General features: G+C 63.4%; 25 protein-coding genes and 2 pseudogenes. 16 read left to right on the top strand and 11 right to left on the bottom strand.

The features are described from left to right. Nucleotides 1–110: 110 nt before the first annotated feature. The 4 genes and pseudogenes from rplX to ACQKPE_RS01675 all read right to left on the bottom strand — a co-directional run. A pseudogene (rplX, locus tag ACQKPE_RS01660) lies at nucleotides 111–194 on the bottom strand (50S ribosomal protein L24); the annotation flags it as partial. Then, a pseudogene (locus tag ACQKPE_RS01665) lies at nucleotides 192–356 on the bottom strand (hypothetical protein); the annotation flags it as partial. The pseudogenes ACQKPE_RS01665 and rplX, both read right to left, overlap by 3 nt. Before the next feature lie 10 nt (nucleotides 357–366). Next, entirely contained in the window at nucleotides 367–1212 is an 846-nt protein-coding gene (locus ACQKPE_RS01670) for an AAA family ATPase (protein ID WP_054883962.1), read from the bottom strand. Between the two features lie 204 nt (nucleotides 1213–1416). Continuing rightward, nucleotides 1417–2490 carry a DUF748 domain-containing protein gene (locus tag ACQKPE_RS01675; RefSeq protein WP_427663031.1) on the bottom strand — a complete coding sequence of 358 codons (1074 nt, stop codon included), beginning with the start codon at nucleotides 2488–2490 and terminating at the stop codon, nucleotides 1417–1419. Between the two features lie 127 nt (nucleotides 2491–2617). Here ACQKPE_RS01675 and cysK point away from each other — a divergent pair, with 127 nt between their 5' ends. The 4 genes from cysK to ACQKPE_RS01695 all read left to right on the top strand — a co-directional run bounded on the left by cysK (nucleotide 2618) and on the right by ACQKPE_RS01695 (nucleotide 5948). Beyond that, on the top strand, nucleotides 2618–3592 hold the full coding sequence (gene cysK / locus ACQKPE_RS01680) for a cysteine synthase A (RefSeq protein WP_427663032.1): 975 nt from the start codon (nucleotides 2618–2620) through the stop codon (nucleotides 3590–3592). 171 nt (nucleotides 3593–3763) lie between these two features. Continuing rightward, nucleotides 3764–4699: an aspartyl/asparaginyl beta-hydroxylase domain-containing protein gene (locus ACQKPE_RS01685; protein ID WP_427663033.1), complete on the top strand. Its 936-nt coding sequence runs from the start codon at nucleotides 3764–3766 to the stop codon at nucleotides 4697–4699. 96 nt (nucleotides 4700–4795) lie between these two features. Continuing rightward, on the top strand, nucleotides 4796–4957 hold the full coding sequence (locus ACQKPE_RS01690; protein ID WP_427663034.1) for a hypothetical protein: 162 nt from the start codon (nucleotides 4796–4798) through the stop codon (nucleotides 4955–4957). A gap of 109 nt (nucleotides 4958–5066) precedes the next feature. Beyond that, nucleotides 5067–5948: a DMT family transporter gene (locus tag ACQKPE_RS01695; protein WP_427663035.1), complete on the top strand. Its 882-nt coding sequence runs from the start codon at nucleotides 5067–5069 to the stop codon at nucleotides 5946–5948. A gap of 37 nt (nucleotides 5949–5985) precedes the next feature. Here the strand turns inward: ACQKPE_RS01695 and ACQKPE_RS01700 are convergent, their stop codons facing one another. Next, nucleotides 5986–6861: a DMT family transporter gene (locus ACQKPE_RS01700; RefSeq protein WP_427663036.1), complete on the bottom strand. Its 876-nt coding sequence runs from the start codon at nucleotides 6859–6861 to the stop codon at nucleotides 5986–5988. A 175-nt stretch (nucleotides 6862–7036) separates the two neighbouring features. Between ACQKPE_RS01700 and aceK the strand changes: the two genes are divergently transcribed. Further along, nucleotides 7037–8752: a bifunctional isocitrate dehydrogenase kinase/phosphatase gene (gene aceK, locus ACQKPE_RS01705; RefSeq protein WP_427663037.1), complete on the top strand. Its 1716-nt coding sequence runs from the start codon at nucleotides 7037–7039 to the stop codon at nucleotides 8750–8752. Between the two features lie 48 nt (nucleotides 8753–8800). On the opposite strand, the gene ACQKPE_RS01710 is transcribed toward aceK, so the two are convergent. After that, entirely contained in the window at nucleotides 8801–9661 is an 861-nt protein-coding gene (locus ACQKPE_RS01710; RefSeq protein WP_427663038.1) for a DUF6279 family lipoprotein, read from the bottom strand. 107 nt (nucleotides 9662–9768) lie between these two features. On the opposite strand from ACQKPE_RS01710, the gene ACQKPE_RS01715 reads away from it, so the two are divergent. Continuing rightward, complete coding sequence (locus tag ACQKPE_RS01715) at nucleotides 9769–10605, top strand: CvfB family protein (RefSeq protein ID WP_427663039.1); 837 nt, start codon at nucleotides 9769–9771, stop codon at nucleotides 10603–10605. Nucleotide 10606: 1 nt separating this feature from the next. Here ACQKPE_RS01715 and ACQKPE_RS01720 read toward each other — a convergent pair whose 3' ends face one another. Further along, a complete protein-coding gene (locus ACQKPE_RS01720) occupies nucleotides 10607–10987 on the bottom strand; it encodes a hypothetical protein (RefSeq protein ID WP_427663040.1) in 381 nt (126 codons plus the stop codon). A 180-nt stretch (nucleotides 10988–11167) separates the two neighbouring features. Between ACQKPE_RS01720 and ACQKPE_RS01725 the strand changes: the two genes are divergently transcribed. The 3 genes from ACQKPE_RS01725 (at nucleotide 11168) to def (ending at nucleotide 12983) form a co-directional block, all read left to right on the top strand. After that, nucleotides 11168–11347, top strand: coding sequence for a CsbD family protein (locus tag ACQKPE_RS01725; protein WP_427663041.1), 180 nt, complete (start codon nucleotides 11168–11170; stop codon nucleotides 11345–11347). Between the two features lie 128 nt (nucleotides 11348–11475). Beyond that, nucleotides 11476–12447 (top strand): YihY/virulence factor BrkB family protein, encoded by a 972-nt coding sequence (locus ACQKPE_RS01730; RefSeq protein ID WP_427663042.1) that lies wholly within the window; start codon nucleotides 11476–11478, stop codon nucleotides 12445–12447. After that, nucleotides 12444–12983 carry a peptide deformylase gene (def, locus tag ACQKPE_RS01735; protein ID WP_427663043.1) on the top strand — a complete coding sequence of 180 codons (540 nt, stop codon included), beginning with the start codon at nucleotides 12444–12446 and terminating at the stop codon, nucleotides 12981–12983. The genes ACQKPE_RS01730 and def overlap by 4 nt, the downstream gene beginning before the upstream one ends. Here def and ACQKPE_RS01740 read toward each other — a convergent pair. Continuing rightward, nucleotides 12935–13387, bottom strand: coding sequence for a GNAT family N-acetyltransferase (locus tag ACQKPE_RS01740; protein ID WP_427663044.1), 453 nt, complete (start codon nucleotides 13385–13387; stop codon nucleotides 12935–12937). The genes def and ACQKPE_RS01740 overlap by 49 nt on opposite strands. A 221-nt stretch (nucleotides 13388–13608) precedes the next feature. Here ACQKPE_RS01740 and ACQKPE_RS01745 point away from each other — a divergent pair, with 221 nt between their 5' ends. Then, entirely contained in the window at nucleotides 13609–13875 is a 267-nt protein-coding gene (locus tag ACQKPE_RS01745) for a DUF2790 domain-containing protein (protein ID WP_427663045.1), read from the top strand. Nucleotides 13876–13941: 66 nt separating this feature from the next. Here ACQKPE_RS01745 and ACQKPE_RS01750 read toward each other — a convergent pair whose 3' ends face one another. Beyond that, entirely contained in the window at nucleotides 13942–15303 is a 1362-nt protein-coding gene (locus ACQKPE_RS01750; protein WP_427663046.1) for a PLP-dependent aminotransferase family protein, read from the bottom strand. Nucleotides 15304–15379: 76 nt separating this feature from the next. Between ACQKPE_RS01750 and ACQKPE_RS01755 the strand changes: the two genes are divergently transcribed. The 4 genes from ACQKPE_RS01755 to ACQKPE_RS01770 all read left to right on the top strand — a co-directional run bounded on the left by ACQKPE_RS01755 (nucleotide 15380) and on the right by ACQKPE_RS01770 (nucleotide 18603). Beyond that, entirely contained in the window at nucleotides 15380–16333 is a 954-nt protein-coding gene (locus ACQKPE_RS01755; protein ID WP_427663047.1) for a threonine dehydratase, read from the top strand. A 134-nt stretch (nucleotides 16334–16467) separates the two neighbouring features. Further along, on the top strand, nucleotides 16468–16893 hold the full coding sequence (locus ACQKPE_RS01760) for a YybH family protein (protein ID WP_427663048.1): 426 nt from the start codon (nucleotides 16468–16470) through the stop codon (nucleotides 16891–16893). Nucleotides 16894–16941: 48 nt separating this feature from the next. Beyond that, a complete protein-coding gene (locus ACQKPE_RS01765) occupies nucleotides 16942–17286 on the top strand; it encodes a YciI family protein (protein ID WP_427663049.1) in 345 nt (114 codons plus the stop codon). Between the two features lie 78 nt (nucleotides 17287–17364). Further along, complete coding sequence (locus ACQKPE_RS01770) at nucleotides 17365–18603, top strand: RNA polymerase sigma factor (protein WP_427663050.1); 1239 nt, start codon at nucleotides 17365–17367, stop codon at nucleotides 18601–18603. Between the two features lie 13 nt (nucleotides 18604–18616). On the opposite strand, the gene ACQKPE_RS01775 is transcribed toward ACQKPE_RS01770, so the two are convergent. Together ACQKPE_RS01775 and ACQKPE_RS01780 are read right to left on the bottom strand one after the other, a co-directional pair. Beyond that, on the bottom strand, nucleotides 18617–19087 hold the full coding sequence (locus ACQKPE_RS01775; protein ID WP_012315672.1) for a MaoC family dehydratase: 471 nt from the start codon (nucleotides 19085–19087) through the stop codon (nucleotides 18617–18619). A gap of 33 nt (nucleotides 19088–19120) precedes the next feature. Beyond that, complete coding sequence (locus tag ACQKPE_RS01780; RefSeq protein ID WP_427663051.1) at nucleotides 19121–20065, bottom strand: lysophospholipase; 945 nt, start codon at nucleotides 20063–20065, stop codon at nucleotides 19121–19123. Between the two features lie 235 nt (nucleotides 20066–20300). Here ACQKPE_RS01780 and fadD2 point away from each other — a divergent pair, with 235 nt between their 5' ends. Further along, the gene (fadD2, locus tag ACQKPE_RS01785; RefSeq protein ID WP_427663052.1) at nucleotides 20301–21989 is read left to right on the top strand and encodes a long-chain-fatty-acid--CoA ligase FadD2; all 1689 of its coding nucleotides are present in this window, start codon (nucleotides 20301–20303) and stop codon (nucleotides 21987–21989) included. 304 nt (nucleotides 21990–22293) lie between these two features. Then, the gene (fadD1, locus tag ACQKPE_RS01790; RefSeq protein ID WP_427663053.1) at nucleotides 22294–23991 is read left to right on the top strand and encodes a long-chain-fatty-acid--CoA ligase FadD1; all 1698 of its coding nucleotides are present in this window, start codon (nucleotides 22294–22296) and stop codon (nucleotides 23989–23991) included. Nucleotides 23992–24011: the final 20 nt, after the last annotated feature.

The following is a 24011-nucleotide window of genomic DNA, read 5'->3' on the forward strand; positions in this document are numbered from 1 at the left end:
CGCCGTGGGCCGGTTCGAATCAGCGGATGCGTTCTTCACCCAGGGCACCACGGCGATCAAGGCGCTACCCCTGATCGACATTGGCACCAAGGTCTTCTACCTAGCAGTGTTCAAGCATCAACCGCTTTTTGGGTCGACTTGAAGACACGAATTTTTTTACCGTCTTCTACTTTGAAACCAACGCGGTCAACGAAGTGGCGTTCGTCCTTCACCAGGATGGCGCGGGCCAGGTAGTAGAACTCGTCCATGTCGGCGAACACCACGTGGCGTTGCAGCGCGTGGTGCAGGTCGAGCAGCTCGCGCACCGACACCGGCACCTTGGCTGCGCGCATTTCGTTGAACAGGTTGAGCAACATGGCCAGCCCCTCAGCGGTTACCGCGTCGGCTCATGAAGGCCAGGCGCTCGAGCAGTTGCACATCCTGCTCGTTCTTCACCAGGGCGCCAGCCAGCGGCGGGATGGCCTTGGTCGGGTCACGCTCACGCAATACCGCCTCACCGATGTTGTCGGCCATCAGCAGCTTGAGCCAGTCGACCAATTCGGAGGTGGAAGGCTTTTTCTTCAGGCCCGGCACCTTGCGCACGTCGAAGAACACATCTAGCGCCTCGCTGACCAGCGACTGGCTGATGTTCGGGTAGTGCACGTCGACGATCTGCTGCAGGGTGCTGCGGTCGGGGAAGGCGATGTAGTGGAAGAAGCAGCGGCGCAGGAAGGCGTCGGGCAGCTCTTTTTCATTGTTGGAGGTGATGATGATGATCGGGCGTTGCTTGGCCTTGATGGTCTCGTCGATTTCGTAGACGTAGAACTCCATCTTGTCGAGTTCCTGCAACAGGTCGTTGGGGAATTCGATGTCGGCCTTGTCGATTTCGTCGATCAGCAGGATCACCCGCTCATCGGCTTCGAAGGCCTCCCACAGCTTGCCTTTCTTCAGGTAGTTGCGTACGTCGTGGACCTTGTCCACACCCAGTTGCGAGTCGCGCAGGCGGCTGACCGCGTCGTACTCGTAGAGGCCTTGGTGGGCCTTGGTGGTGGACTTGATGTGCCAGGTGATCAGGCGGGCGCCGAAGGATGCCGCCAGTTGCTCGGCGAGCATGGTCTTGCCGGTGCCTGGCTCGCCCTTGACCAGCAGCGGACGTTCCAGGGTGATCGCTGCGTTGACCGCGAGCTTCAGATCGTCTGTGGCGACGTAGTCGCGGGTGCCTTCGAACTTCATGAACCGGATCCTCTGCGGGGTGCCAATACCGGCCTCTTCGCGGGCAAGCCCGCTCCTACAGAGATCGTGTAGGAGCGGGCTTGCCCGCGAAAGGGCCGGTACTGAGAACACATATTTATCATTCGTCAGCGACTATACCCCGACCCCTGGAAGCTGGAAACGCAGACCCGTCATTCAGTCCCTGAATGGTCCGTCACCTGTATTTCAGTCGGAATCAGGTGCCGGCTGCTCGTAGCGTGCATTGAACGCCTGGACGAAGCCATTGCGCAGGATCTGCAAGAACGCCTCGAATGCGCTGATGTCCTGCTGGTGCACGCTGCCGCTGAGTTCCACGCGGGTGGCGAACTGGTTCTTCGGCTGGTTCTTGAGCACCGTTTCGCTCGCGCCCACCAGCGCTTCCCATACCGAGCGGAAGAAGCCTTTGTTCTTGTTCTCGACATCCTGCTGCCAGTTGAATACGTCCACATCGCGCAGCAGCGGCTTGATATAGCCATTGAGCTGTCCGCCCTCGGCCTGGGCCTCGATCACCACGTCGCCATGCCCGGCATTGAAGTCGAACTTGCCGTAGGCGCTGGCGAAGTCGTTGAGGCTGCGCAGCTGGATGTTGGTGGCGCGAAGGCGGAATTCGAAGTCGTCGAAGTCGCTGAACGGGTCGAAGGTGGCGCGGCTTTCGGCCCGTGCATCGCCCAGCAGCCGGGCGCTGGCCTCGAAGCTGGCGTCGCGTCGGCCTTGGGCGTCGCGCACGTTGGTCAGGTTGCGGATGCTGGCCTGAAGCTGGGTGGCCTTGAGCTCGACGGGGGGCTTGGAGGTGAAGTTGCGAAAGGCCAGGGTGCCGTTGTCGATGCGTACCTCGTTGAGGGTGATGGGCAGCAGTTTTTCCAGCTGTTGGCGCCAGTCGGTGCCCTGGCCGGTCTGCGAGGCCTGCTTGTTGCCGCCATCGACGAAGTTCAGCACCGGCTCGACGAAGGTCACCTCGGCCACTACCGCCTGGTCCTGCCACAGCGCCTGCCAGCTCACCGACAGGTCGATCAACGGCGCTTCGAGCAACGGCACGGGCACCTTGCCACTGACCTTGACGATCTTCAGTCCATTGATCTGGTAGGCGCCGCGCCACCAGGCCAGGTCCACGTCGGTGACCTGGCCGCGGTATTCGCCCATGTCGGCGAGCTTGTCGTTGAGGTAGTCGCGCACCAGGTAGGGCAGGGCCAGGTGCAGGGCCACCAGCAGCACGACCAGGCTGCCCAGGGCCAGCAGCGGCCAGCGGTAGCGGGCTTTCATCGAAGGCTCTCCAGGGGCGGGATGTGCGGTGGACCACAGCCTGCGCGCTGGAGTTCGAACGGGCTTTACGGCCTTGTGGGGGCAGGCTTACCCTTGAAGCTTTCCCGCTCGTTCAAGGACCGCTGCCATGAGCCGTATCTACGCAGACAACGCCCACTCCATCGGCAACACGCCGCTGGTGCAGATCAACCGCATCGCCCCGCGCGGGGTGACCATCCTGGCCAAGGTCGAAGGGCGCAACCCTGGCTATTCGGTGAAATGCCGGATCGGCGCGAACATGGTCTGGGACGCCGAGGGCAGCGGCAAGCTCAAGCCGGGCATGACCATCGTTGAACCCACCTCCGGTAACACCGGCATCGGCCTTGCCTTCGTTGCCGCCGCCCGTGGCTACAAGCTGGTGCTGACCATGCCAGCCTCGATGAGCCTGGAGCGACGCAAGGTGCTCAAGGCCCTGGGGGCGGAAATTGTGCTGACCGAGCCTGCCAAGGGCATGAAGGGCGCGATCGAGAAGGCCAACGAAATCGTCGCCTCCGACCCTGCCAAGTACTTCCTGCCGGGCCAGTTCGACAACCCGGCCAACCCGGCCATCCATGAAAAAACCACGGGCCCGGAAATCTGGAACGACACCGATGGCGCCGTCGACGTGCTGGTGGCCGGCGTTGGTACCGGCGGCACCATCACTGGGGTATCGCGCTACATCAAGCACACCCAGGGCAAGTCGATTCTGTCGGTGGCGGTAGAGCCTGTGGCCTCGCCGCTGATCAGCCAGACCCTGGCCGGCGAGGAGCTCAAGCCCAGCCCGCATAAAATCCAGGGCATTGGCGCAGGCTTCGTGCCGAAGAACCTTGACCTTTCGATCGTTGACCAGGTGGAAACGGTCACTGACGAGGAATCCAAGGCCATGGCCCTGCGCCTGATGCAGGAAGAGGGCATTCTGTGCGGTATTTCTTGCGGTGCCGCGATGGTTGCGGCGGTGCGCCTGGCCGAGAAACCCGAGATGCAGGGCAAGACCATCGTGGTGATCCTGCCAGACTCCGGTGAGCGCTATCTGTCGAGCATGCTGTTCGCCGACCTGTTCACCGAGCAGGAAAACCAGCAATAAGCCCCTGGTGCCGGTAGGGTTGCGGATGATCCGTAGCAATACCACCAGCGCCTCTTTGTTGCACAATTCCCAACACTGCGATCCGGCCCCGGTTGTTTTTACCGGGGCCGGATGGGTTTATGATGTCCGGCTATTCGGGGATGGCCAGATTTCCCCTCCAAGGAGTGTTGCATGACCTTTTCCTTCCTCGCCAAGGCCGGCGTGCTGCTGGTGTTCTTCGGCAGCGTGCTGTTCGTGCACCTGCGCGGCAAGGCCCGCCTGCCGGTGCTGCGCCAGTTCGTCAACCACTCGGCGCTGTTCGCTCCCTACAACAGCCTGATGTACCTGTTCTCCGGCGTGCCGTCCAAGCCTTACCTGGACCGCCAGCGCTTCCCGGAACTGGACGTGCTCAAGGACAACTGGCAGGTGATCCGCGAGGAGGCCATGCGCCTGTTCGACGAGGGCTACATTCGCGCCGCCGAGAAGGACAACGACGCCGGTTTCGGCTCGTTCTTCAAGAAGGGTTGGAAGCGTTTCTACCTCAAGTGGTACGACAAACCGCTGCCTTCGGCCGAAGCGTTGTGCCCCAAGACCGTCGAGCTGGTCAGCAGCATTCCGAACGTCAAGGGTGCGATGTTCGCCTTGCTGCCCGGTGGCAGCCACCTGAACCCCCACCGCGACCCGTTCGCCGGTTCCCTGCGCTACCACCTGGGGCTGTCCACGCCCAACTCGGACAACTGCCGCATCTATGTCGACGGCCAGGTATACGCCTGGCGCGATGGCGAGGATGTGATGTTCGATGAAACCTACGTGCACTGGGTGAAGAACGAGACCGACGTGACCCGGGTGATCCTGTTCTGCGACATCGAGCGCCCGCTGAGCAACGCCTTCATGACCCGCGTCAACCGCAAGGTCAGTGCCTTCCTCGGCCGCGCCACCGCGCCGCAGAACCTCGATGACGAGCGCGTGGGCGGGATCAACCAGGCGTATGCCTGGAGCAAGCGCTTCAGCAACCGCATCAGCGGCCATGTGAAGCAGTTCAAGCGCGCCAACCCCAAGGCCTACCGCGTGCTGCGGCCGGTGTTGGCGGTGGTGGTGGCGTACCTGCTGATCAAGTGGCTTTTCTGATACTGCGCATTATCTGAACGAGGGCCGTCGCGGGCTTGCCCTGCGATGGCTTCGTCGATATATTTCGAAACACTCACTTCCTCCGAAGACCTGTTCATGCCCGCCATCGCTTCCACCACCGCCTTCGTTCTCGCGCCTGTCGCGGGCGTGGTCGTGCGTGGCAGCCAGCAACCGGCCATGATCAGTCACTACCCACCACCTGTCAGTGACGTGGTGCGGGGCGTGGTATCGCCCCCAAGCGTGGTCGTGCTGGGCTGATCGGCCCTGCGTACTTCGCACCTCACTGAACACGGCGGCATTTCCCTCGCACTTTTCCGCGCGACCCGCCCGCCGTTCGGCTCATTTGCCAAACAACAGGTGGCAATACATGTCTGTCTTTTCCAAAGCATCCGTGGCCTCGGCGGCCACTACCAGCCTGTTCGTCCTGCTGTGGAGCAGCGGGGCGATCGTCTCCAAGCTCGGCCTGGCCCAGGCCAGCCCCTTTGCCTTTCTCTTGTTGCGCTCATTGCTGGCGCTCGGCGGCTTGCTGCTGATTGGCCCGTTGCTCGGGCTGCGCTGGCCCAGGCAGCGCGGCGCTATCTTGCAGGCGCTGGCGACCGGGGCGGTGCTATTGGGCGCCTACCAGATCTTCTACCTGCTGGCGCTGAATACCCACGTCACTCCTGGCGTCATGGCCACGGTGATGGGCGTGCAACCCATTCTTACCGTGGCACTGATGGAACGGCAGCGTTCCTGGAGCCGCCTGTTCGGCCTGGGGCTCGGGTTGGCCGGGTTGGTCATGGTGGTGTACCAGGGTATCAACCTTGGCGGGGTGTCCCTGGCCGGGATGCTGTTCGCCTTGCTGGCGCTGGCCAGCATGACCTGTGGCTCGATCATGCAGAAGCGCATTGCCGACAATCCCATGGGCACCTTGCCATTGCAGTACCTGGCTGGCTTTCTGATGTGCGCGCTGTTCGCGCCGTGGCAGCCGCTGCATGTGCAGTGGAGTGGCAGCTTCATCGCTGCGCTGTTGTGGATGGGGCTGGTGGTGTCGCTGCTGGCCACGTTGCTGCTGTACCGGCTCATAGCCCGAGGCAACCTGGTCAATGTCACCAGCCTGTTTTACCTGGTACCGGCGGTGACAGCGGTGATGGACTTCCTCATCTTCGGAAACCGATTGGCACCGTTGAGCCTGCTGGGCATGGGGCTGATCGTGGTGGGGTTGCTGTTCGTGTTTCGCAAGCCAGCCATGAAGACCGTTGAAGCCTGAAAGCAAAGGGGCCGTTGTGGTGGCCCCTTTGCTTTTCTCAGCTACGCGCAGGCCGCAGCACCAACCACAGCGCCACGCCAATCATCAGCCCGCCATACAGGTGCGCCATCGACAGCGGTTCGTCCAGCAGCCAGGCGCCCCACAGCACGCCGAACACCGGAATCAGGAAGGTCGTGGTACTGGCCTTGATCGGCCCGATCTCGGCCAGCAGGCGGAAGTACAGGATGTAGGCGAACGCCGTGCAAACCAGTCCCAGGCCCAGCAACGACAACCACACCTGCCAGCCACCCCAGCTGGCCGGTGGCTGGGCCAGGGCGCTCCAGGCGAACAGCGGAGTCATCAGCAGGGTGGCGCCGAGCATGCTGCCCAAGGCCGACAGGCGGCTGTCCAGGTCGCTGACCCAGCGTCGCGCCAGGAACCCGGCAAAGCCGTAACAGGTGGTGGCCGCCAGGCACGACAGCGCCCCTTGCAGCAGTGCCAGGTCCAGCGCCACCGGGCCAGCACCACTGAGAATGACGACCCCGAACAGACCGAGGAAGATGCCGCACAGCTTGGGCAGGGTCATCGCCTCGCGAAAGCACAGCGCGCCGATCAGCACGCCCATCAGCGGCGTGGTGGCGTTGAAGATTGCCGAATAGCCCGCCGGCAGCACCTGGGCCGCCACCGAGTAGAAGGTCGCGGGTATTGCTGAGTTGATCATCCCCAGCAGCAGGCAGGCCCCGAGCTTGCCGTTGAAGTCCCAGCGCACGCGGGCCGCTGCGACGATGGCCACCAGCCCCAGGCAGGCGATCGACACGCGGAAAAAGGCGGTCGGCACGGTCCCCAGTACCGGGGCGATGATACGCATGAACAGGAAACTCGCCCCCCAGACAGCAGCGAGGGTCAGCAGGCGGGTGAGGGCGATGGGGCTCACGGGGTTCTCCGGCAGTGGGGCAGGGCGCGAGTTTACGTGAGCGACGACCGGCACGCCTGTCGTTTCTTGCACAGTAATTGCGCCCTGGTAGCAGCGGCTCCCTTCGTAGGCAAAGCCTGCGAGTTGCCGGGATGGGGCTAAGCTCAGCCGTTAGACCCTGCGCGGAGACCACCGTATGACCCAGCCCTGGCCCGCTGCCGCCATCGCGCGGATGATCCTCGATGGCTTCGACAACTATCGCGAGCATTTCCGCCAGATCACCCTGGGCGCCCGCCAACGCTTCGAACAGGCGCAGTGGCAGGCGATACAGCTGGCGGCGGCGGCGCGCATCAACCTGTACGAGGAGAAAGTCGCCGAGGTCAACGGTTGGTTGCACGAGGGTTTCGAGCAGGCCGTGCTACTGGATGTGGAGCAGTGGCCGCTGGTCAAGAGCGCCTATATCCACCTGATCGACCCACGGCTGGACGACGAGCTGTCGGAGACCTGGTACAACTCGCTGTTCTGCAGCCTGTTCAGCCACGACCAGATCAACGACGGCTGCATGTTCATCCACACCACGCGCCCGGCCATGCGAGGCCGCGAGCGCGCCGCGCAAACCCGCAACTACAGTGCCCAGGGCGGCCTCGATGCGCTGCTGCGGGCCATGCTCGCCGACTACCCGTTTTCAGTGCCCTATGGCGACCAGGAGTGCGACCTGGCGCGCCTGGAACTGCAACTGCGCGAGTGCCTGCCCGACTGGGTGTGCAAGGACCCGGCGCTGGCGGTGGAGCTGTTCGTGCCTGTGCTGTACCGCAACAAGGGTGCCTACCTGGTCGGCCGCCTGCATACCCAGGACGAGCAATGGCCGCTGGTGATCCCGCTGTTGCACCGCGAAGGCCATGGCATAGAGGCCGATGGGGTGATTACCGACGAGGCCGAGGTGTCGATCATCTTCTCTTTCACCCGCTCGTACTTCATGGTCGATGTGCCGGTACCGGCGGAGTTCGTCAACTTCCTCAAGCGCATCCTGCCGGGCAAGCATATCGCCGAGCTGTACACCTCCATCGGCTTCTACAAGCATGGCAAATCGGAGTTCTACCGCGCACTGATCAACCACCTGGCCAATACCGATGACCGCTTCATCATGGCCCCTGGCGTGCGCGGCATGGTGATGAGCGTATTCACCCTGCCGGGCTTCAATACGGTGTTCAAGATCATCAAGGACCGGTTTTCGCCCTCCAAGACCGTGGACCGCGCCACGGTGATCGAGAAGTACCGTTTGGTGAAAAGTGTCGACCGGGTGGGGCGCATGGCCGATACCCAGGAGTTCGCCGATTTTCGCTTCCCCCGGGCCAAGTTCGAGCCTGAATGCCTGGCCGAGCTGCTGGAGGTGGCGCCGTCCACCGTGGCCTTGGAGGGTGATACCGTGCTGGTGCGCCACTGCTGGACCGAGCGGCGCATGACCCCGCTCAACCTGTACCTGGAGCAGGCCAGCGAAGCCCAAGTGTTGGAGGCGCTGGAAGACTATGGCCTGGCGATCAAGCAACTGGCGGCGGCGAATATCTTCCCTGGCGACATGCTGCTGAAGAACTTCGGCGTCACTCGCCATGGCCGGGTGGTGTTCTACGACTACGACGAAATCAGTTTCCTGACCGAGGTGAATTTCAGGCACATTCCGCCGCCGCGTTACCCGGAGGACGAGATGTCCGGCGAACCGTGGTATTCGATCGGCCCACATGACGTGTTTCCCGAGGAGTTCCCGCCGTTCCTGTTCGCCGATATCGGCCAGCGCCGGCTGTTCAGCCGGTTGCATGGAGAGTTGTATGACGCCGGTTACTGGCAGGGGTTGCAAGCGAAGATTCGGGAAGGGAAGGTGATCGACGTGTTTCCGTATCGGCGTAAGGGGCGGTGACTGTGCAAACCTTTTCGCGGGTTTACCCGCGAAAAGTACGAAGCCGAATCAGCTTCTAAGACACTTCAATTCGCTGAAATCGGTACGCACCTTGGCCAGGCGCTGTTGCAGGAACTGGCGCTGGGCTGGGCTGCTTTCTTGCATCAGGTCGACCAGCAAACTGCGGGCCTCTCGCTCGGTGTTCTGGAAGGCGATGCGGTATTCCGGGGTCCACAGGCTTTCCTTGCGTTGCAACAGCTGGGCCAGGCGCGGCTCGAAGCTGGGCGTGTCACGCTGGTTCATCACCAGCAGCAACTGTTGCTGCCAGTGGGCGCGGTTGGCGATCCACTGGCGGTTCTGTTCGCCCAGGGCCTGGGACCAGGTCGTCACCCGCAGGCGCTGGGTGGCGTTGAGTTCGCCGAACCAGGTGGTGAGGCGTTTTTCCATGCGCGTGGCGCGGGCTTCGATCTGCTTGGGCAGCGGGGTGTCGACGTATTCCTTGCGGCGCTCGGCGATATCTTCGTCGAAGGCCTGGCGCATTTCCTCCACTTGGGCCTGGCTCATGCCACGCAGCAATTCGGTCGCCGAAGGGGTGATGGCTTCGGTGACCCGACCAATGGCCTCGCGCGCCTCGGCGGTGCGTTGCTGCAAGGCCTGGTCGGTGACGGCGTCGTTGGCGACCATCACCCGCACCTGGTCGAGCCAGTCGAGGTAGCCCGGCAACTGGGTCTTGCAGTGCCAGGCCAGGTGTTGTTTGAGCCGTTCGTCGAGCAAAGCCCGCTGCTCGCTGTTCATGTCCAGGTAGTCGCCCAGCGACCAGGGCACCAGGCGGTCGAGGTTGCGGTAGGCCAGGTCGATACGGCTACAGGCCGACAGGGTCAGGGTGAAGGCCAGTACGAGAAGCAGCGACGGGAACAGGCGAAATGGCATGCGCGAATCCTTGCTGGGGTGTGCCAGGCAGTAGACGCAGGAAGGGCCCGGTGGTTCCTGGACGGTTCGGGTGTAGAATAGCCGCCTTGTCTCGAGGAACATCGGAAATGGCTCTGCTTGGGCGCTACAACAGTTTGCAAATCGTTAAACACGTGGAATTCGGCCTGTACCTGGACGGCGGCGCCGATGGCGAGATTCTCCTGCCTCGGCGCTACTTCCCCAAGGATGCCGCCCTGGAGCTGGACGACTGGCTCAACGTGTTCGTCTACCTCGACAGCGAAGACCAACTGATCGCCACCACCGAGAAGCCGAAGATGCAGGTAGGTGAGTTCGCCAGCCTCAAGGTGAAGGACATCAACGGCGCGGGTATTTTCTTCGACTGGGGGCTGTCCAAGGACCTGCTGATGCCGTATTCGGAAGAGTCGCGGCCGCTGAAGATCGGCGAATACTGCGTAGTTCACGCCTACCTGGACAAACGCACCCGGCGCATTACCGCCACCGCGCGCCTGGACCGCTACCTGGACCGCACCCCTGCCGACTACAAGGTCGGCCAGCCGGTCGAGTTGCTGGTGGCAGGCGAAACGCCGCTGGGCTTCAAGGCCATCATCAACAACCGCCACTGGGGCCTGATCCACAAGAACGAGGTGTTCAAGTTCCTGCGTTCGGGCATGCACGAGAAGGGTTTCATCAAGGAACTGCGCAGCGATGGCAAGATCGCCCTGAGCCTGCAGCCGGTGGGCCAGGCCCTGGCCGACGGGCTGCACGAGCAGATCATGGCGCGCCTGGAGGCGGCCGGTGGGGTGCTGCCGGTGTGCGACAAGAGCGACCCGGTTGTCATCAGCCAGATGTTCAACGTCAGCAAGGGCAACTTCAAGAAGGCCATTGGTGCGTTGTTCAAGCAGGGCCGCATCGTCATCCATGACGACCGGATCGAGAAGGCCTGAGTCAGGCCTGCACGAAGGTACTGAAGTCCAGTTGCTCGCCGCCCGGGCGGGTGTCGCGCAGCAGCGAGTCGCGGTCGGCGCTCAGGGCCAGGCTGATGGTCGAGCGGCGCTTGCCGGGGTGGCGTACTTCCATCTGCTCCTGGTGCGCACGCAGGAAGTTGACCGGCACCTTCAGGTGTTGCAGTTCGTCGGTTTCCGGGGTGTGCAGCAGCAGGTTGACCCAGTCGGGCTGGCCCTTGCGCAGCAGCGCTGCGGGCACTTCGAACCACCACAGGTTGCGCTTCTTGTCGAGAATGGCGAACAGGGTGTTGTCGCGGTCGAGCACCGGCCGTGCCAGCGCCTGGTTGCGGCGGGCGATGGCGGTGGGTTTGTCGAGTTTCATGCAGGTTCCTGCGAGTTGACGCTGGGGTAAGGCCCGCTATTGTGCGGGTCGGGCGAGCGCCGGGCAAGCCGGGCTGCCGTTCGGCGGTCGCCGCTAAAATGATTTGAAACTCCTGCAACGGGGCGCCGGTCGACCTTATGACGACACGATTTCCCGTGTCTTCGCCTCAGGAGAATTCCCATGAGTGGCACCAAAGACAAAGTCAAAGGCATGGCCAACGAAGCGATGGGCAACGTCAAGCAAGGTGTGGGCAAGGCCACCGACAATGAGCGCCTGCGTGCCGAGGGCGAAATGCAGGAACGCAAGGGCGAGGCCCAGCAGATCAAGGGCAAAGTGAAAGATGCACTGAAAAAGCCTTGATCGGCGTTTGACCATGGCGGCCCCCAGGAGGGGCCGCTGTATTTTCCGATACGTCCAGGGAGCAGTACGTTACTGCCGTGGTCTATTAGACTTGCAACCACGATGATCAAGCGGCGAAAGGAGACGCTATGATTTTTCCCCACCTGCGCGGCCTGCCCCTGCACCGCGTGCTGGTGCGCACCGTCAGCGAATTCCTCGATGACGAGATGTCCACCTATGCCTCCGCGCTGGCCTACCAGATGCTGTTCTCGCTGTTCCCGTTCCTGCTGTTCCTGATCGCCCTCATCGGTTTCCTGCACCTGCCTGACTTCTTCTCCTGGCTGCGCCTGCAGTCCGAACTGGTGCTGCCGCCCCAGGCGCTGGAGCAGGTGAACCCGGTGATCGACCAGTTGCAGCAATCCAAGGGTGGGTTGCTGTCAGTGGGTATCGTGATCGCCCTATGGACAGCTTCGGCCGGTGTGCGGCTGATGATGAGCGCGATGAACGCCGCGTACGACGTACCTGAAGGGCGCCCGGTGTGGAAGCGTATCCCGCTGTCGATCATCTACACGGTCGGCATCGCCGGCATGCTCCTGGCGGCGGCAGCGCTGATGGTGCTGGGGCCGCAAGTGATGGAATGGATCGCCTCGCAGATCGGCATGCAGGAGGTGATCGTCACGGTGTGGACCATCCTGCGCTGGCCGGCGATCATCATCCTGATGATGGTCGCGGTGGCGTTGATCTACTACGTGATGCCCGATGTGAAGCAGAAATTCCGCTTCATCACCCCAGGTTCGGTGCTGGCGGTGGTGGTGTGGATCATCGCTTCGCTGGCCTTCGGTTACTACGTGAAGACCTTCGCCGACTACAACGCCATGTACGGCAGCATCGGGGCGATCATCGTGCTGCTGCTGTATTTCTATATTTCCGCCGCCGTGCTATTGCTGGGCGCGGAAATGAATGCCGTGATCGAGCATATGTCGGCCGAGGGCAAGGACCCGGGCGAGAAAGACTTCGCCGGCGAGAAACCCAAGGACAGCATCACTGTGCTGGGTCACGAGCATCCTGTAGAACCAGAGCCTGAACCTGAACCACAGCCCCGCGAGCCGAACCTCAGATGATCCGTGACATTCTCAAGATGGGCGATGAGCGCCTGTTGCGCATTGCCCAGCCAGTGCCCGAGCGCATGCTTGGCAGCGCCGAGTTACAACAGCTGATCGACGACATGTTCGAGACCATGGCCCACGTCGGTGGCGTGGGCCTGGCCGCACCGCAGGTCGGCATCGACCTGCAACTGGTGATCTTCGGCTTCGAGCGCAGCGAGCGCTACCCGGACGCCGAGCCGGTGCCGCGGACCATCCTGCTCAACCCAGTCATCACGCCGTTGTCCGACGAAGTCGAGGATGGCTGGGAAGGTTGCCTGTCGGTGCCCGGCCTGCGCGGCGTGGTGCCGCGCTACAAGCACATCCGCTACGACGGCACCGACCCTCAAGGCAACCCGATCAACCGCTTCGCCGACGACTTCCATGCCCGGGTGGTGCAGCACGAATGCGACCACCTGATCGGCCGCCTGTACCCCTCGCGCATCCAGGACTTCGCCAAGTTCGGCTACACCGAGGTGCTGTTCCCCGGGCTGGACCCCAGCAGCGACGACTGACCCCGCACCATCGCCAGCAAGGCCTTGCCACGCCGATAACGCGCCAGCCGCGAGGCCAGCTCGGCAGGCAGTGCCTCGGTGGCGGTGAAGCCCTGGCGTTGATAGAAGCCTTGCAAGTCGGGGTGGCAGAACAGCCAGGTCGAGCCGCTGCTGCCTGCCAGTGCAGCGTCCATCAACTCTCCGGCAATACCTCGGCTGCGCCATTCAGGAGCGACGAACAGCCCGGTCAGCCAGTGGCCTCCCTCGACGGCACTAAGGTTCAGGGCACCGACCAGGCCATCGGCGCGGGCGACCCACTGCACACCCTCGGCGGCAGGCCGCATGCGTGAGCCATGGGCGCGGTAGAAATGCGCCAGCAGGCGGCGTTGCGTGGTATCCAGAAGGCTGTATAGGAGGCTGTTCATGGGGCGGCTTTGTCGCAGATTGTTGCAAATCAGGCAAGGGTGAATATCCGAGCGCAGGGTTCAAGTATTCCCAGGCAGGCGTAGAATTTCCTGCATCCCTTCCGCAGTTAGATGAAGCGGGATCGGTGCTTCGTGTCATCGCCGTTCGATGGCAACTTCTCCGCGCCAGGATGGCATAAGAAGTCAATCGACGAGCTTGATTGCTTTGAAGGCCCACTTCCATGAAACCACTTCTGATACTTGCCTTGGTCGGTATGTCGTCGTTCGCCCTCGCGGATGAAGCCGTTGCCTCTACCCAGCCCACTTCTGCCCAGCCCATTGTGCAATACGAGTACGGCATGAAGCTGGATATCCGGCGGGTCATCGACCTGTCGGGCGTTCCCGAAACCTGCCAAGTGGAGCCTGCCACCATGACCTATGAGGACCATCAGGGCCAGGTGCATACCATCCGCTACCGCGTCATGGGCGAGGGTTGCAACCAGGGTTGATCGCGGTGTGTCAGTAACGGCCCCTTCGCGGGTTTACCCGCGAAAGGGCTGCCACTGATGCACAACTCACATCCCCTCCAGCACCGCCCTCACCACCTCCAACCCCTGCTTGAGCTCAGCCCGGCTGCTTGCCGCCGACAGGCTGATGCGTACTGCCTGCACCTCGTTGGCGCCGATCGCGAACACGCTGGCCGGCACCACCTCCACCCCACGCTCACGGCAACCTGCAACCACCGCCTCTGCGCTGCCCGGCGTCGCGACCCAGGCATGCGGCGACGGCTCGCCGTTGCCGACCAGCGCCCCGCCCAGTACCCGCCGCGCCAGTTTCCAACGCTCTTCGACTTCCTCCCGCTGCCAGGCCAAGCGCCGCGCCGCCGTACCCTCGGCGATCCACTGGCAGGCGATGTGAAGGTTCAACGGTGACACCGGCCAGTGGGTGGCCCTGGCGTGTGGGTCGATCTGTTCGAGCACCGCCTGCGGGGCGACGATCCAGCCCAGGCGTAGCCCGGCGGCCACCGTCTTGGACAGGCTGGTGACCAGCACGCCATGGCCGTCGAGCAACGGATACAGCGGTGGCCGTTCGCTCAATGCGCCGTAGACATCATCCTCGATCACCCGCAGGCCATGGCGCTTGACCACCTCGGCGATGGCCTGGCGGCGTTGCGTGTCCATGTACGCCCCGGTGGGGTTGTGCAGCGTTGGCGTGGTCACCAGCAGGCGTGCGCCGCTGGCCCGTGCCACCCGGTCCAGTTCGTCCGGGCGCAGGCCCTGCGCGTCCAGCGCCACGCCATGCACCGGCAGGCGCAACTGGCGGCAGGCGGCCTTGATGCCAGGAGCGGTGAGGGCCTCGACCATGACCGGCTCGCCCGCTTGGCACAGTGACTGCAATACCGTCGCCAGTGCCTGCTGGGCGCCACCGCACAGCAACAGCTCGTCAGGTGTGACAGCCAGGCCGCGCAGGGCCAGCCAGCGCGCACCGTGCACACGGCCAAGCAGCAGCTCGGTCGGCCCCAGGTAATGGTCGAGCAGGGCGCTGGGGGTGCGGTCGAGCAGGCTTTTGAGGCTATGGCGCAAGTCGAGGTTGTGCGGGTCGGCCACCGGCACGTTGGTGGACAGGTCGATCACAGCGCCTGGGTGGTCGCGCTGCTTGAGGCGAAACAAGGTCGCCTCCTGGCTGCTGGCCAGCACATAGGTGCCGCGGCCGACTTCGCCTGCCACCAGGTGCCGGGCGGCGGCCTCGCGGTAGGCTTGCTGGGTGGTGCTGGGGTTCAGGCCGAGCTTCCAGGCCAGGCGGCGTTGGGGCGGCAGGCGCTCGCCGACCTTGAGCTCACCGCGTTCGATGGCACTGGCGATGGCCTCGACCAGGGCCAGGTAGCGGGGTTGGTCGTCGTCCGGCAGGTTGGGAATCCACACGCAATTGTCGCCCATGCAATATAAGGTTTTACCCATACAATGCCCGGCGCTTAGGATCGGTTCAACCACCCTCGATGAAGGATTGTCCGCCATGTTCGACCTGCCCGCCCTGCGCGAAGCCGCTGCGTTCGTGCACCAGCATGTTCCCGCCACCCCCCAGCGCGTCTGGCCGCTGCTGGCCGAGCAGTTGGGCTGCGAGGTGTGGGTCAAGCATGAGAACCACGCACCGACCGGCGCCTTCAAGGTGCGCGGCGGCCTGGTGTACGTGCGTTCGCTGATGGCCAGCGGCGAGCCGCCACGCGGGCTGGTCACCGCCACCCGGGGCAACCACGGCCAGAGCATGGCCCTGGCTGCACGCCAGGCGGGCTTGCCGTTGATCATCGTGGTGCCTGAAGGTAATTCGCGGGAGAAGAACGCCGCCATGCGCGCCTTGGGTGGCGAACTGGTGGAGCACGGCGTGGACTTCGATGTGGCCCGCGAATACGCCGGGCGGCTCGCCGAGGAACGTGGCTACCTGATGGTGCCGTCGTTCCACCCGGAACTGGTGCGTGGCGTGGCCACCTACGCGCTGGAGTTGTTCGAGGCGGTGGCCGACCTCGACTGCGTCTATGTGCCGATTGGCATGGGCTCGGGCATCTGCGGGCTGATCCAGGCGCGCAACCTGCTGGGCCTGCGCACCGAGATCGTCGGCGTGGTATCGACCCAGGCCGATGCCTATGCGCAAAGCATCGAGCAGGGGCGCATCGTCACCACAGATACCGCCGATACCTTTGCCGACGGCATGGCCTGCCGCGTGCCGCATCCCGATGCCTTCGCGCTGGTAAGCGAGCATGCGGCGCGTCTCGTGCGGGTCAGCGATGAGGACATCGCCAGTGCCATGCGCCTGTATCACGAAGCTACCCACAACACCGCCGAGGGTGCGGGCGCGGCAGCATTGGCGGCGCTGATGCAAGAGCGCGAGCGCCAGCGCGGCAAGCGTGTGGCGGTGGTGCTCAGCGGGGCGAACGTCGACCGTGAGCGGTATGCGCGGGTGTTGATGGGGTAGGCGCGAGGATAGGGTCTGCTCGTTCTAAAAAAATCTTCGCGGCCTGTCGATTTCCCCTTTCCCCCATCGACCATTCAGTGAAGGCGCCGGCCACACCGGCGCCAATCCTTGCTGAGCGACTGGAGGAACACCCCATGAGCACTGCCGCCGAAACCGAAATCCGCCAACTGATCGAGCGCTGGGTACTCGCTGTACGCGAGCGCGACCTGGATGGCATCGCTGCGCCCTATGCCGACGATATCGTCGCTTTCGATGCCATCAAGGAACTGCAATTCAAGGGCAAGGCCGCCTACCGCGCGCATTGGGAAATGTGCATGGGTTTGTGCACCGGGCCCATGGTCTTCGAAGTGGCGCAACTGACCGTGCATGCCGACGGCGACCTGGCCCTGGCGCACTGGTTGAACCGCTGTGGCCCGGGCGATGACGAAAGCCAGTGCGGCTTCATGCGCGCCACCGTGGGCTATCGTCGTAACGCCGGGCAGTGGCAGGTGATCCATGAGCATTGGTCGGCGCCCTTCGATATGGAAACCCAGAAGGCGCTGTTCGACCTCAAGCCTTGAGCGCACCGCTCATCGGCAAACGCACCTTTACCCGCGCTGGAGACGACCATGAAATACCTGTGCCTGGTCTATTGTGACGAAGGGCTGTTGCACAGCCTGCCTGACAGCCCTGAAGACGCGGAATGCATGGCCTACGCCGAGTCCATCCATGGCTCTGGGCGAATGCTCGCCGCCGAGGCGCTCAAGCCGGTGCAAACAGCCACCACGGTGCGCGTGCGCGGCGGCCAGATGAGCCTGACCGACGGCCCGTTCGCCGAAACCAAAGAGCAACTGGCCGGTTTCTACCTGGTCGATGCCCGCGACCTTAACGAGGCGCTGAACATCGCCCGTGGCATCCCGGCGGCGCGGGTCGGCAGCGTCGAGGTGCGCCCGGTGCGTGAACTGCAACCCTGACACGCGGAGAACCCTGACCATGCGCCCTACACCCGCTGCATTGCACGGCAAGCATCCGGTCCTGGGGACACCAGACTGATGGTCGACGCCACCCAGGTGCGTGCGCAGGTCGAGGCGGTGTACCGCCACGACTCCCGACGCATCCTGGCGACGCTGATTCGCCTGCTGGGCGACTTCGACCTCGCCGAGGAGGCAATGCACGAGGCTTTCTTCGTCGCCGTCGAGCGTTGGCAGCGCGATGGCATACCGGGTAACCCGCGGGCCTGGCTGGTGTCGACCGGCCGCTTCAAGGCCATCGATGCCCTGCGCCGACGTGCGCGTTTCGACCGTTCCCAGGCGGACCTTGTGATGTTGCTCGACGGCCAAGCGCAGGACCCCAGCGAAGAAGAGCTGCTGGCTGACGACCGCCTGCGCTTGATCTTTACCTGCTGCCACCCGGCGCTGGCTGCCGATGCGCAGGTGCCACTGACCTTGCGCGAGGTCTGCGACCTGACCACCGAGCAGATCGCCCGCGCCTTCCTGCAACAGCCCTCGACCATCGCCCAGCGCATCGTGCGGGCCAAGGCGAAGATCCGCGATGCGCGCATTCCCTACCAGGTACCCACCTTGAACGAGCTGCCGGAGCGCCTGGAAAGCGTGTTGCGGGTGATCTACCTGGTGTTCAACGAAGGCTACTCGGCGTCGGCGGGCGAAGCGCTGGTGCAGGGCGAGCTGTGTGACGAGGCGATCCGCCTGGGGCGCTTGCTGGCGCAGTTGCTGCCCGAGCCCGAGGTGCTTGGCCTGCTCGCACTGATGCTGCTGCAAGCCTCTCGGCTCGAGGCGCGTAGTGATGAACAGGGTGAGCTGGTAGTGCTTGACCGGCAGGATCGCAGCCTGTGGGACCGGGCGCAGATCGAGGAGGGCTGCCAATTGGTGCGCCAGGCACTGGGGGAGGGCGGTTTCGGCGTCTACAGCTTGCAAGCGGCGATCGCGGCGCTGCATGCCGAGGCGCCAAGCAGCGAGCAGACCGATTGGCATGAGATCGTTGGGTTGTACGCGGTATTACAGCGCCACTGGCCATCGCCGGTGGTAGAGCTCAACCACGCGGCGGCGTTGGCCAGGCGCGATGGGCCGGCGGCGGGTCTACAGGTGATCGAGGCGATATTGGCGAGGGGGGAGTTGCACGATTACCACCTGGCCCATGCCGCCCGTGCCGAACTGCATCGGCAACTGGGCAACACGCAGCAGGCGCGCGAGGCTTGGCAGCAAGCGCTGGCGCTGACTCGGCAGGGGCCGGAGCGGCGGCATATCGAGCGGTGCCTGCGCGAGTTGGGGTGAGCTTGCTGGCCTCTTAGCTGGCAACGAAGTTCGGCGGCGACACCAACTCGACGGTCTGTTGCTTGCGCGGTGCCAAAATCTCGGCCTCGCCCTCGACCACCAGCTCGTCGTTCTGGTTGTACACGTTGGTGGCGATACGCACCTTGAACTTGGGCAGCTTCTCGAGGATCTCCAGGCGCACGGTCAGGGTGTCGCCGATCTTCACCGGCTTCTGGAAGCTCATCTTCTGCCCCAGGTAGATGGTGCCCGGCCCAGGCAGCGTGCAGGCCACCGCCGCGCTGATCAGCGCCCCGCTGAACATGCCATGGGCGATACGCTCGCGGAACATGCTCTTGGCGGCGAACTCGGCGTCCAGGTGCACCGGGTTGTGGTCACCGGACATGGCGGCGAATAGCTGGATATCGCGCTCTTCCACGGACTTTTCGTAGCTGGCCTTCTGGCCGACTTCGAGGGCTTCGTAGGGGGTGTTGGTGACCTGGGTCATCGGGGCTTCCTTAAGGGCGGACGAGGGCGTCGATCATTCACTGCGGGCGGGGCGGCCAAGGGCCAGCGCCTGCTCCAGCCAGCCGATGATATCGGCGGTGACCTCGTCACGGTTGGTTTCGTTGAGCACTTCGTGGCGCGCATCAGGATACACGCGCAACTGCACGTGGCTGTTGCCGGTCGCGCGCAGGGCGTCGGCCAGATGGGTGAGACGCTTGCCGGCACTCACCGGATCACATTCGCCACCGATGACCAGCATTGGCAGGTTCGGGTCGATCTGCGCCAGGTGCCTGGGCTGGCTGATCTGCGCCAGGCCCTGGAGCAGGTCGAGCCACAGCTGGTTGCTGCAACGAAAGCCGCACAGCGGGTCGCTGACGTACAGGTCGACCTCGTCAGGGTCGCGGCTGAGCCAGTCGAAGGCCGTGCGGTTGGGCTTGAAGGCCTTGTTGAACGAGCCGAACGACAGCCACTCGATCAGCGCGCTCTTGCCGAGCTTGCCCTGGCGCCAGGCCTCCAGGCGAGCGATCAGCCGGGCTGTGCGATACAACGCCGCCGGCTGGAAGTTGGAGCCGCTGAGCACTGCACCTTGCAGGCTGGCACTGTGGTGTAGCAGGTAGGCCTGGGCGATGTAGCTGCCCATGCTGTGGCCGAACAGGAACAGCGGCGTGCCGGGGAACAGCTGGCCTATATGTTGGGCCAGCAGGCCCAGGTCGTTGACCACGGTGTTCCAGCCCTGCTCGCGGGCGAACAGACCCAGGCTGCCCAGCTCGGCGGTACGCCCATGGCCGCGCAGGTCCGGCGCGAACAGGGCGAAACCGGCGGCGTTCAGCGCGTGGCCCAGGCGCCGGTAGCGCCCGGCATGCTCGGCCATGCCATGGGCCAGCAACACCACGGCCTTGACCGGTTGCTCCGGCAGCCACTGGTGGACGTACAAGCTGCAATGCTCGCTGGCGGGCAGCCAGAAGGCGTCGTGGGGCATGGCGGGTCCTTTGCGCACGGGGTTGAGCGCAGTGTATGCACAATGACCGAGATTGCAGGAAGTGAACAAATAAGATTCACAATGTTAATGGCAGGCCTTGGCGTATTTGCCGCCCCTGACTTAACTGCTAACGTCGGCTGAACGTCTTTTTGCCATCAGGCAAACGGATCAAGGACACGGGCAGCGCCCTCGCAAGAGGGATCAACAGCAGGTCCAGGCAGAGGAACAATAATAAATGCAAGCCGAATTCTGGAATGACAAACGCCCGGCGGGCGTCCCTTCTACGATTGACATCAATACTTACAAATCCGTGGTCGAGGTGTTCGAGCGCTCCTGCAAGCGCTTCGCCGATCGCCCTGCGTTCAGCAACTTGGGGGTGACCCTCACCTACGCCGACCTCGAACGCTACTCGGCGGCCTTCGCCGCCTGGCTGCAACAGAACACCGACCTGGCCCCGGGCGATCGCATCGCGGTGCAGATGCCCAACGTGCTGCAATACCCCATCGCGGTGTTCGGCGCGCTGCGCGCCGGGCTGATCGTGGTCAACACCAACCCGCTGTACACCGAGCGCGAGATGCGCCACCAGTTCAAGGACTCCGGCGCCCGCGCCCTGGTCTACCTGAACATGTTCGGCAGCCGTGTGCAGCAGGTGCTGCCCGATACGGATATCGAATACCTGATCGAAGCGAAGATGGGCGACCTGTTGCCGACGGCCAAGGGCTGGCTGGTGAACACGGTGGTCGACAAGCTCAAGAAGATGGTCCCGGCCTACCAGCTGCCCCAGGCCGTGCCTTTCAAGCAGGTGCTGCGCCAGGGCCGTGATCTGACCCACAAGGCGGTACCGCGCAGCCTCGACGACATCGCCGTGTTGCAGTACACCGGCGGCACCACGGGCCTGGCCAAGGGCGCGATGCTCACCCACGGCAACCTGGTAGCGAACATGCTCCAGGTGTTGGCGTGCTTCTCCCAGCATGGCCCCGACGGTCAGCCGCTGGTCAAGGAAGGGCAAGAGGTGATGATCGCGCCGCTGCCGCTGTACCACATCTATGCCTTCACCGCGAACTGCATGTGCATGATGGTCACGGGCAACCACAACGTGCTCATTACCAACCCGCGTGACATTCCCGGCTTCATCAAAGAGCTGGGTAAGTGGCGGTTCTCCATGCTGCTGGGGCTGAATACGCTGTTCGTCGCCCTCATGGACCACCCCGGTTTCAAGTCTTTGGACTTTTCCGCGCTCAAGATCACCAACTCTGGCGGCACCGCGTTGGTCAAGGCCACCGCCGAGCGTTGGGAAAGCCTCACGGGCTGTCGCATCGTCGAGGGCTATGGGCTGACCGAGACCTCGCCGGTCGCTAGCACATGCCCCTATGGCGAGCTGGCGCGCCTGGGCACGGTGGGTATCCCGGTGGTCGGCACCGCGTTCAAGGTGATCGACGACGAGGGCAATGAACTGCCGCTGGGCGAGCGCGGCGAGCTGTGCATCAAGGGCCCGCAGGTGATGAAAGGCTACTGGCAGCAGCCAGAGGCCACCGCCCAGGCGCTGGATGCCGAGGGTTGGTTCAAGACCGGCGATATCGCGGTGATCGACCCGGACGGTTTCACCCGCATCGTCGACCGCAAGAAGGACATGATCATCGTCTCGGGCTTCAACGTGTACCCCAACGAGATCGAGGACGTGGTAATGAGCCACCCGCAGGTGGCCAACTGCGCGGCCATCGGTGTGCCGGACGAGCGTTCCGGCGAGGCGGTCAAGCTGTTCGTCGTGCCGCGTGAGGGCGACCTCAGCGTCGATGAGCTCAAGGCGTTCTGCAAGGCCAACTTCACCGGCTACAAGGTGCCCAAGCACATTGTGCTGCGCGAATCGCTGCCGATGACGCCGGTGGGCAAGATCCTGCGGCGTGAGTTGCGCGATATCGCCTGACAGGTTGAATCGTTTCAAGTAGGGGCGGGCTTGCCCGCTCTCTTTTTTGCGCAGGCCTCTAGAACAGGGTTTTGAGCCCGATTTGCGACATTTTGGTTAAATACTCTAAAAATGACCGATATAATTCTTTGAGTCATTTTAGTGACCGATCAGGGTTGTCTAGGCCTCTAGGCGACCCTTGGCAAAGCTGTTACTCTCGGCGCGCTTTCAGGTGATACGGTTTGCAATGAATCGTGTCACCCCATATCAATAATAAACGCATCGACGCGTAATGAATTCGCTGTTGCTAAAGGAGTGGGCTTCCATGATCGAACATTTTTGGAAGGATAAATACCCAGCCGGAATTACGGCGGAAATCAATCCTGACGAATTCCCCAATATCCAGACCGTACTGAAGCAATCCTGCCAACGCTTTGCCGACAAGCCGGCCTTCAGCAACCTGGGCAAGACCCTCACCTATGGCGAGCTGTATGCACTGTCCGGGGCATTCGCCGCCTGGCTGCAACAGCATACCGACTTGAAGCCCGGCGACCGCATCGCCGTGCAACTGCCTAATGTACTGCAATACCCCGTCGCTGTGTTCGGTGCCATGCGCGCCGGCTTGATCGTGGTCAATACCAACCCGCTCTACACGGCGCGCGAACTGGAGCACCAGTTCAACGACTCCGGCGCCAAGGCCCTGGTGTGCCTGGCCAACATGGCGCACCTGGCCGAGAAGGTGGTGCCCAAGACCCAGGTCAAGCATGTCATCGTCACCGAGGTGGCCGACCTGCTGCCGCCGCTCAAGCGCGTGCTGGTCAACAGCGTCATCAAGTACGTGAAGAAGATGGTTCCGGCCTACAACCTGCCCAAGGCCGTGCGCTTCAACGACACCCTGGCCCTGGGCAAGGGCCAGCCGGTCACCGAGGCCAACCCGCAGCCCAACGATGTGGCCGTGCTGCAGTACACCGGCGGCACCACCGGCGTTGCCAAGGGCGCGATGCTGACCCACCGCAACCTGGTGGCCAACATGCTGCAATGCCGCGCGCTGATGGGCTCGAACCTCAAGGAAGGCTGCGAGATCCTCATCACGCCGCTGCCGCTGTACCACATCTATGCCTTCACCTTCCATTGCATGGCGATGATGCTGATCGGCAACCACAACGTGCTCATCAGCAACCCGCGTGACCTGCCGGCAATGGTCAAGGAACTGGGCAAGTGGAAGTTCACCGGCTTCGTCGGGCTGAACACCTTGTTCGTCGCGCTGTGCAACAACGACGCGTTCCGCGCGCTGGACTTCTCCTCGCTGAAGATCACCCTGTCCGGCGGCATGGCCTTGCAACTGAGCGTGGCCGAGCGCTGGAAAACGGTTACCGGCTGCGCCATCTGCGAAGGCTATGGCATGACCGAGACCAGCCCGGTGGCGACGGTCAACCCGTCCGAGGCCAACCAGATCGGCACCATCGGCATTCCGGTACCGTCCACCCTGTGCAAGATCGTCGACGACAGCGGCCAGGAACTGCCGCTGGGCGAAGTGGGCGAGCTGTGCGTCAAGGGCCCGCAAGTGATGAAGGGCTACTGGCAGCGTGAAGAGGCCACTGCCGAGATCCTCGATGGCGAAGGCTGGCTGAAGACCGGTGATATCGCCTTGATCCAGCCGGACGGCTACATGCGCATCGTCGACCGCAAGAAGGACATGATCCTGGTCTCGGGCTTCAACGTGTACCCCAATGAGCTCGAGGACGTGCTGGCTTCCCTGCCGGGCGTGCTGCAATGCGCGGCCATCGGCGTGCCGGACGAGAAGTCCGGCGAGGTAATCAAGGTGTTCATCGTGGCCAAGCCGGGCACCACCCTGACCAAGGAGCAGGTGATGGAGCACATGCGCGCCAATGTCACCGGCTACAAGGTGCCGCGTTTCATCGAGTTCCGCGATGCACTGCCGACTACCAACGTTGGCAAGATCCTGCGTCGCGAGCTGCGTGACGAAGAGATGAAGAAGCAGGGGCTGAAGAAGATCGCCTGATAGATTTCATCGGCCCATTC

The sequence above is a fragment of the Pseudomonas sp. NPDC089554 genome, assembly GCF_050280645.1.
In the GTDB taxonomy this organism is placed as follows: domain Bacteria; phylum Pseudomonadota; class Gammaproteobacteria; order Pseudomonadales; family Pseudomonadaceae; genus Aquipseudomonas.

What these genes read in the sequence shown, in the direction of transcription:
- ACQKPE_RS01670 (WP_054883962.1), bottom strand. Translation starts at nt 1,212, where the DNA reads ATGAAGTTCGAAGGCACCCGCGACTACGTCGCCACAGACGATCTGAAG.
- ACQKPE_RS01675 (WP_427663031.1), bottom strand. Translation starts at nt 2,490, where the DNA reads ATGAAAGCCCGCTACCGCTGGCCGCTGCTGGCCCTGGGCAGCCTGGTC.
- cysK (WP_427663032.1), top strand. Translation starts at nt 2,618, where the DNA reads ATGAGCCGTATCTACGCAGACAACGCCCACTCCATCGGCAACACGCCG.
- ACQKPE_RS01685 (WP_427663033.1), top strand. Translation starts at nt 3,764, where the DNA reads ATGACCTTTTCCTTCCTCGCCAAGGCCGGCGTGCTGCTGGTGTTCTTC.
- ACQKPE_RS01690 (WP_427663034.1), top strand. Translation starts at nt 4,796, where the DNA reads ATGCCCGCCATCGCTTCCACCACCGCCTTCGTTCTCGCGCCTGTCGCG.
- ACQKPE_RS01695 (WP_427663035.1), top strand. Translation starts at nt 5,067, where the DNA reads ATGTCTGTCTTTTCCAAAGCATCCGTGGCCTCGGCGGCCACTACCAGC.
- aceK (WP_427663037.1), top strand. Translation starts at nt 7,037, where the DNA reads ATGACCCAGCCCTGGCCCGCTGCCGCCATCGCGCGGATGATCCTCGAT.
- ACQKPE_RS01710 (WP_427663038.1), bottom strand. Translation starts at nt 9,661, where the DNA reads ATGCCATTTCGCCTGTTCCCGTCGCTGCTTCTCGTACTGGCCTTCACC.
- ACQKPE_RS01715 (WP_427663039.1), top strand. Translation starts at nt 9,769, where the DNA reads ATGGCTCTGCTTGGGCGCTACAACAGTTTGCAAATCGTTAAACACGTG.
- ACQKPE_RS01720 (WP_427663040.1), bottom strand. Translation starts at nt 10,987, where the DNA reads ATGAAACTCGACAAACCCACCGCCATCGCCCGCCGCAACCAGGCGCTG.
- ACQKPE_RS01725 (WP_427663041.1), top strand. Translation starts at nt 11,168, where the DNA reads ATGAGTGGCACCAAAGACAAAGTCAAAGGCATGGCCAACGAAGCGATG.
- ACQKPE_RS01730 (WP_427663042.1), top strand. Translation starts at nt 11,476, where the DNA reads ATGATTTTTCCCCACCTGCGCGGCCTGCCCCTGCACCGCGTGCTGGTG.
- def (WP_427663043.1), top strand. Translation starts at nt 12,444, where the DNA reads ATGATCCGTGACATTCTCAAGATGGGCGATGAGCGCCTGTTGCGCATT.
- ACQKPE_RS01740 (WP_427663044.1), bottom strand. Translation starts at nt 13,387, where the DNA reads ATGAACAGCCTCCTATACAGCCTTCTGGATACCACGCAACGCCGCCTG.
- ACQKPE_RS01745 (WP_427663045.1), top strand. Translation starts at nt 13,609, where the DNA reads ATGAAACCACTTCTGATACTTGCCTTGGTCGGTATGTCGTCGTTCGCC.
- ACQKPE_RS01750 (WP_427663046.1), bottom strand. Translation starts at nt 15,303, where the DNA reads ATGGGCGACAATTGCGTGTGGATTCCCAACCTGCCGGACGACGACCAA.
- ACQKPE_RS01755 (WP_427663047.1), top strand. Translation starts at nt 15,380, where the DNA reads ATGTTCGACCTGCCCGCCCTGCGCGAAGCCGCTGCGTTCGTGCACCAG.
- ACQKPE_RS01760 (WP_427663048.1), top strand. Translation starts at nt 16,468, where the DNA reads ATGAGCACTGCCGCCGAAACCGAAATCCGCCAACTGATCGAGCGCTGG.
- ACQKPE_RS01765 (WP_427663049.1), top strand. Translation starts at nt 16,942, where the DNA reads ATGAAATACCTGTGCCTGGTCTATTGTGACGAAGGGCTGTTGCACAGC.
- ACQKPE_RS01770 (WP_427663050.1), top strand. Translation starts at nt 17,365, where the DNA reads ATGGTCGACGCCACCCAGGTGCGTGCGCAGGTCGAGGCGGTGTACCGC.
- ACQKPE_RS01775 (WP_012315672.1), bottom strand. Translation starts at nt 19,087, where the DNA reads ATGACCCAGGTCACCAACACCCCCTACGAAGCCCTCGAAGTCGGCCAG.
- ACQKPE_RS01780 (WP_427663051.1), bottom strand. Translation starts at nt 20,065, where the DNA reads ATGCCCCACGACGCCTTCTGGCTGCCCGCCAGCGAGCATTGCAGCTTG.
- fadD2 (WP_427663052.1), top strand. Translation starts at nt 20,301, where the DNA reads ATGCAAGCCGAATTCTGGAATGACAAACGCCCGGCGGGCGTCCCTTCT.
- fadD1 (WP_427663053.1), top strand. Translation starts at nt 22,294, where the DNA reads ATGATCGAACATTTTTGGAAGGATAAATACCCAGCCGGAATTACGGCG.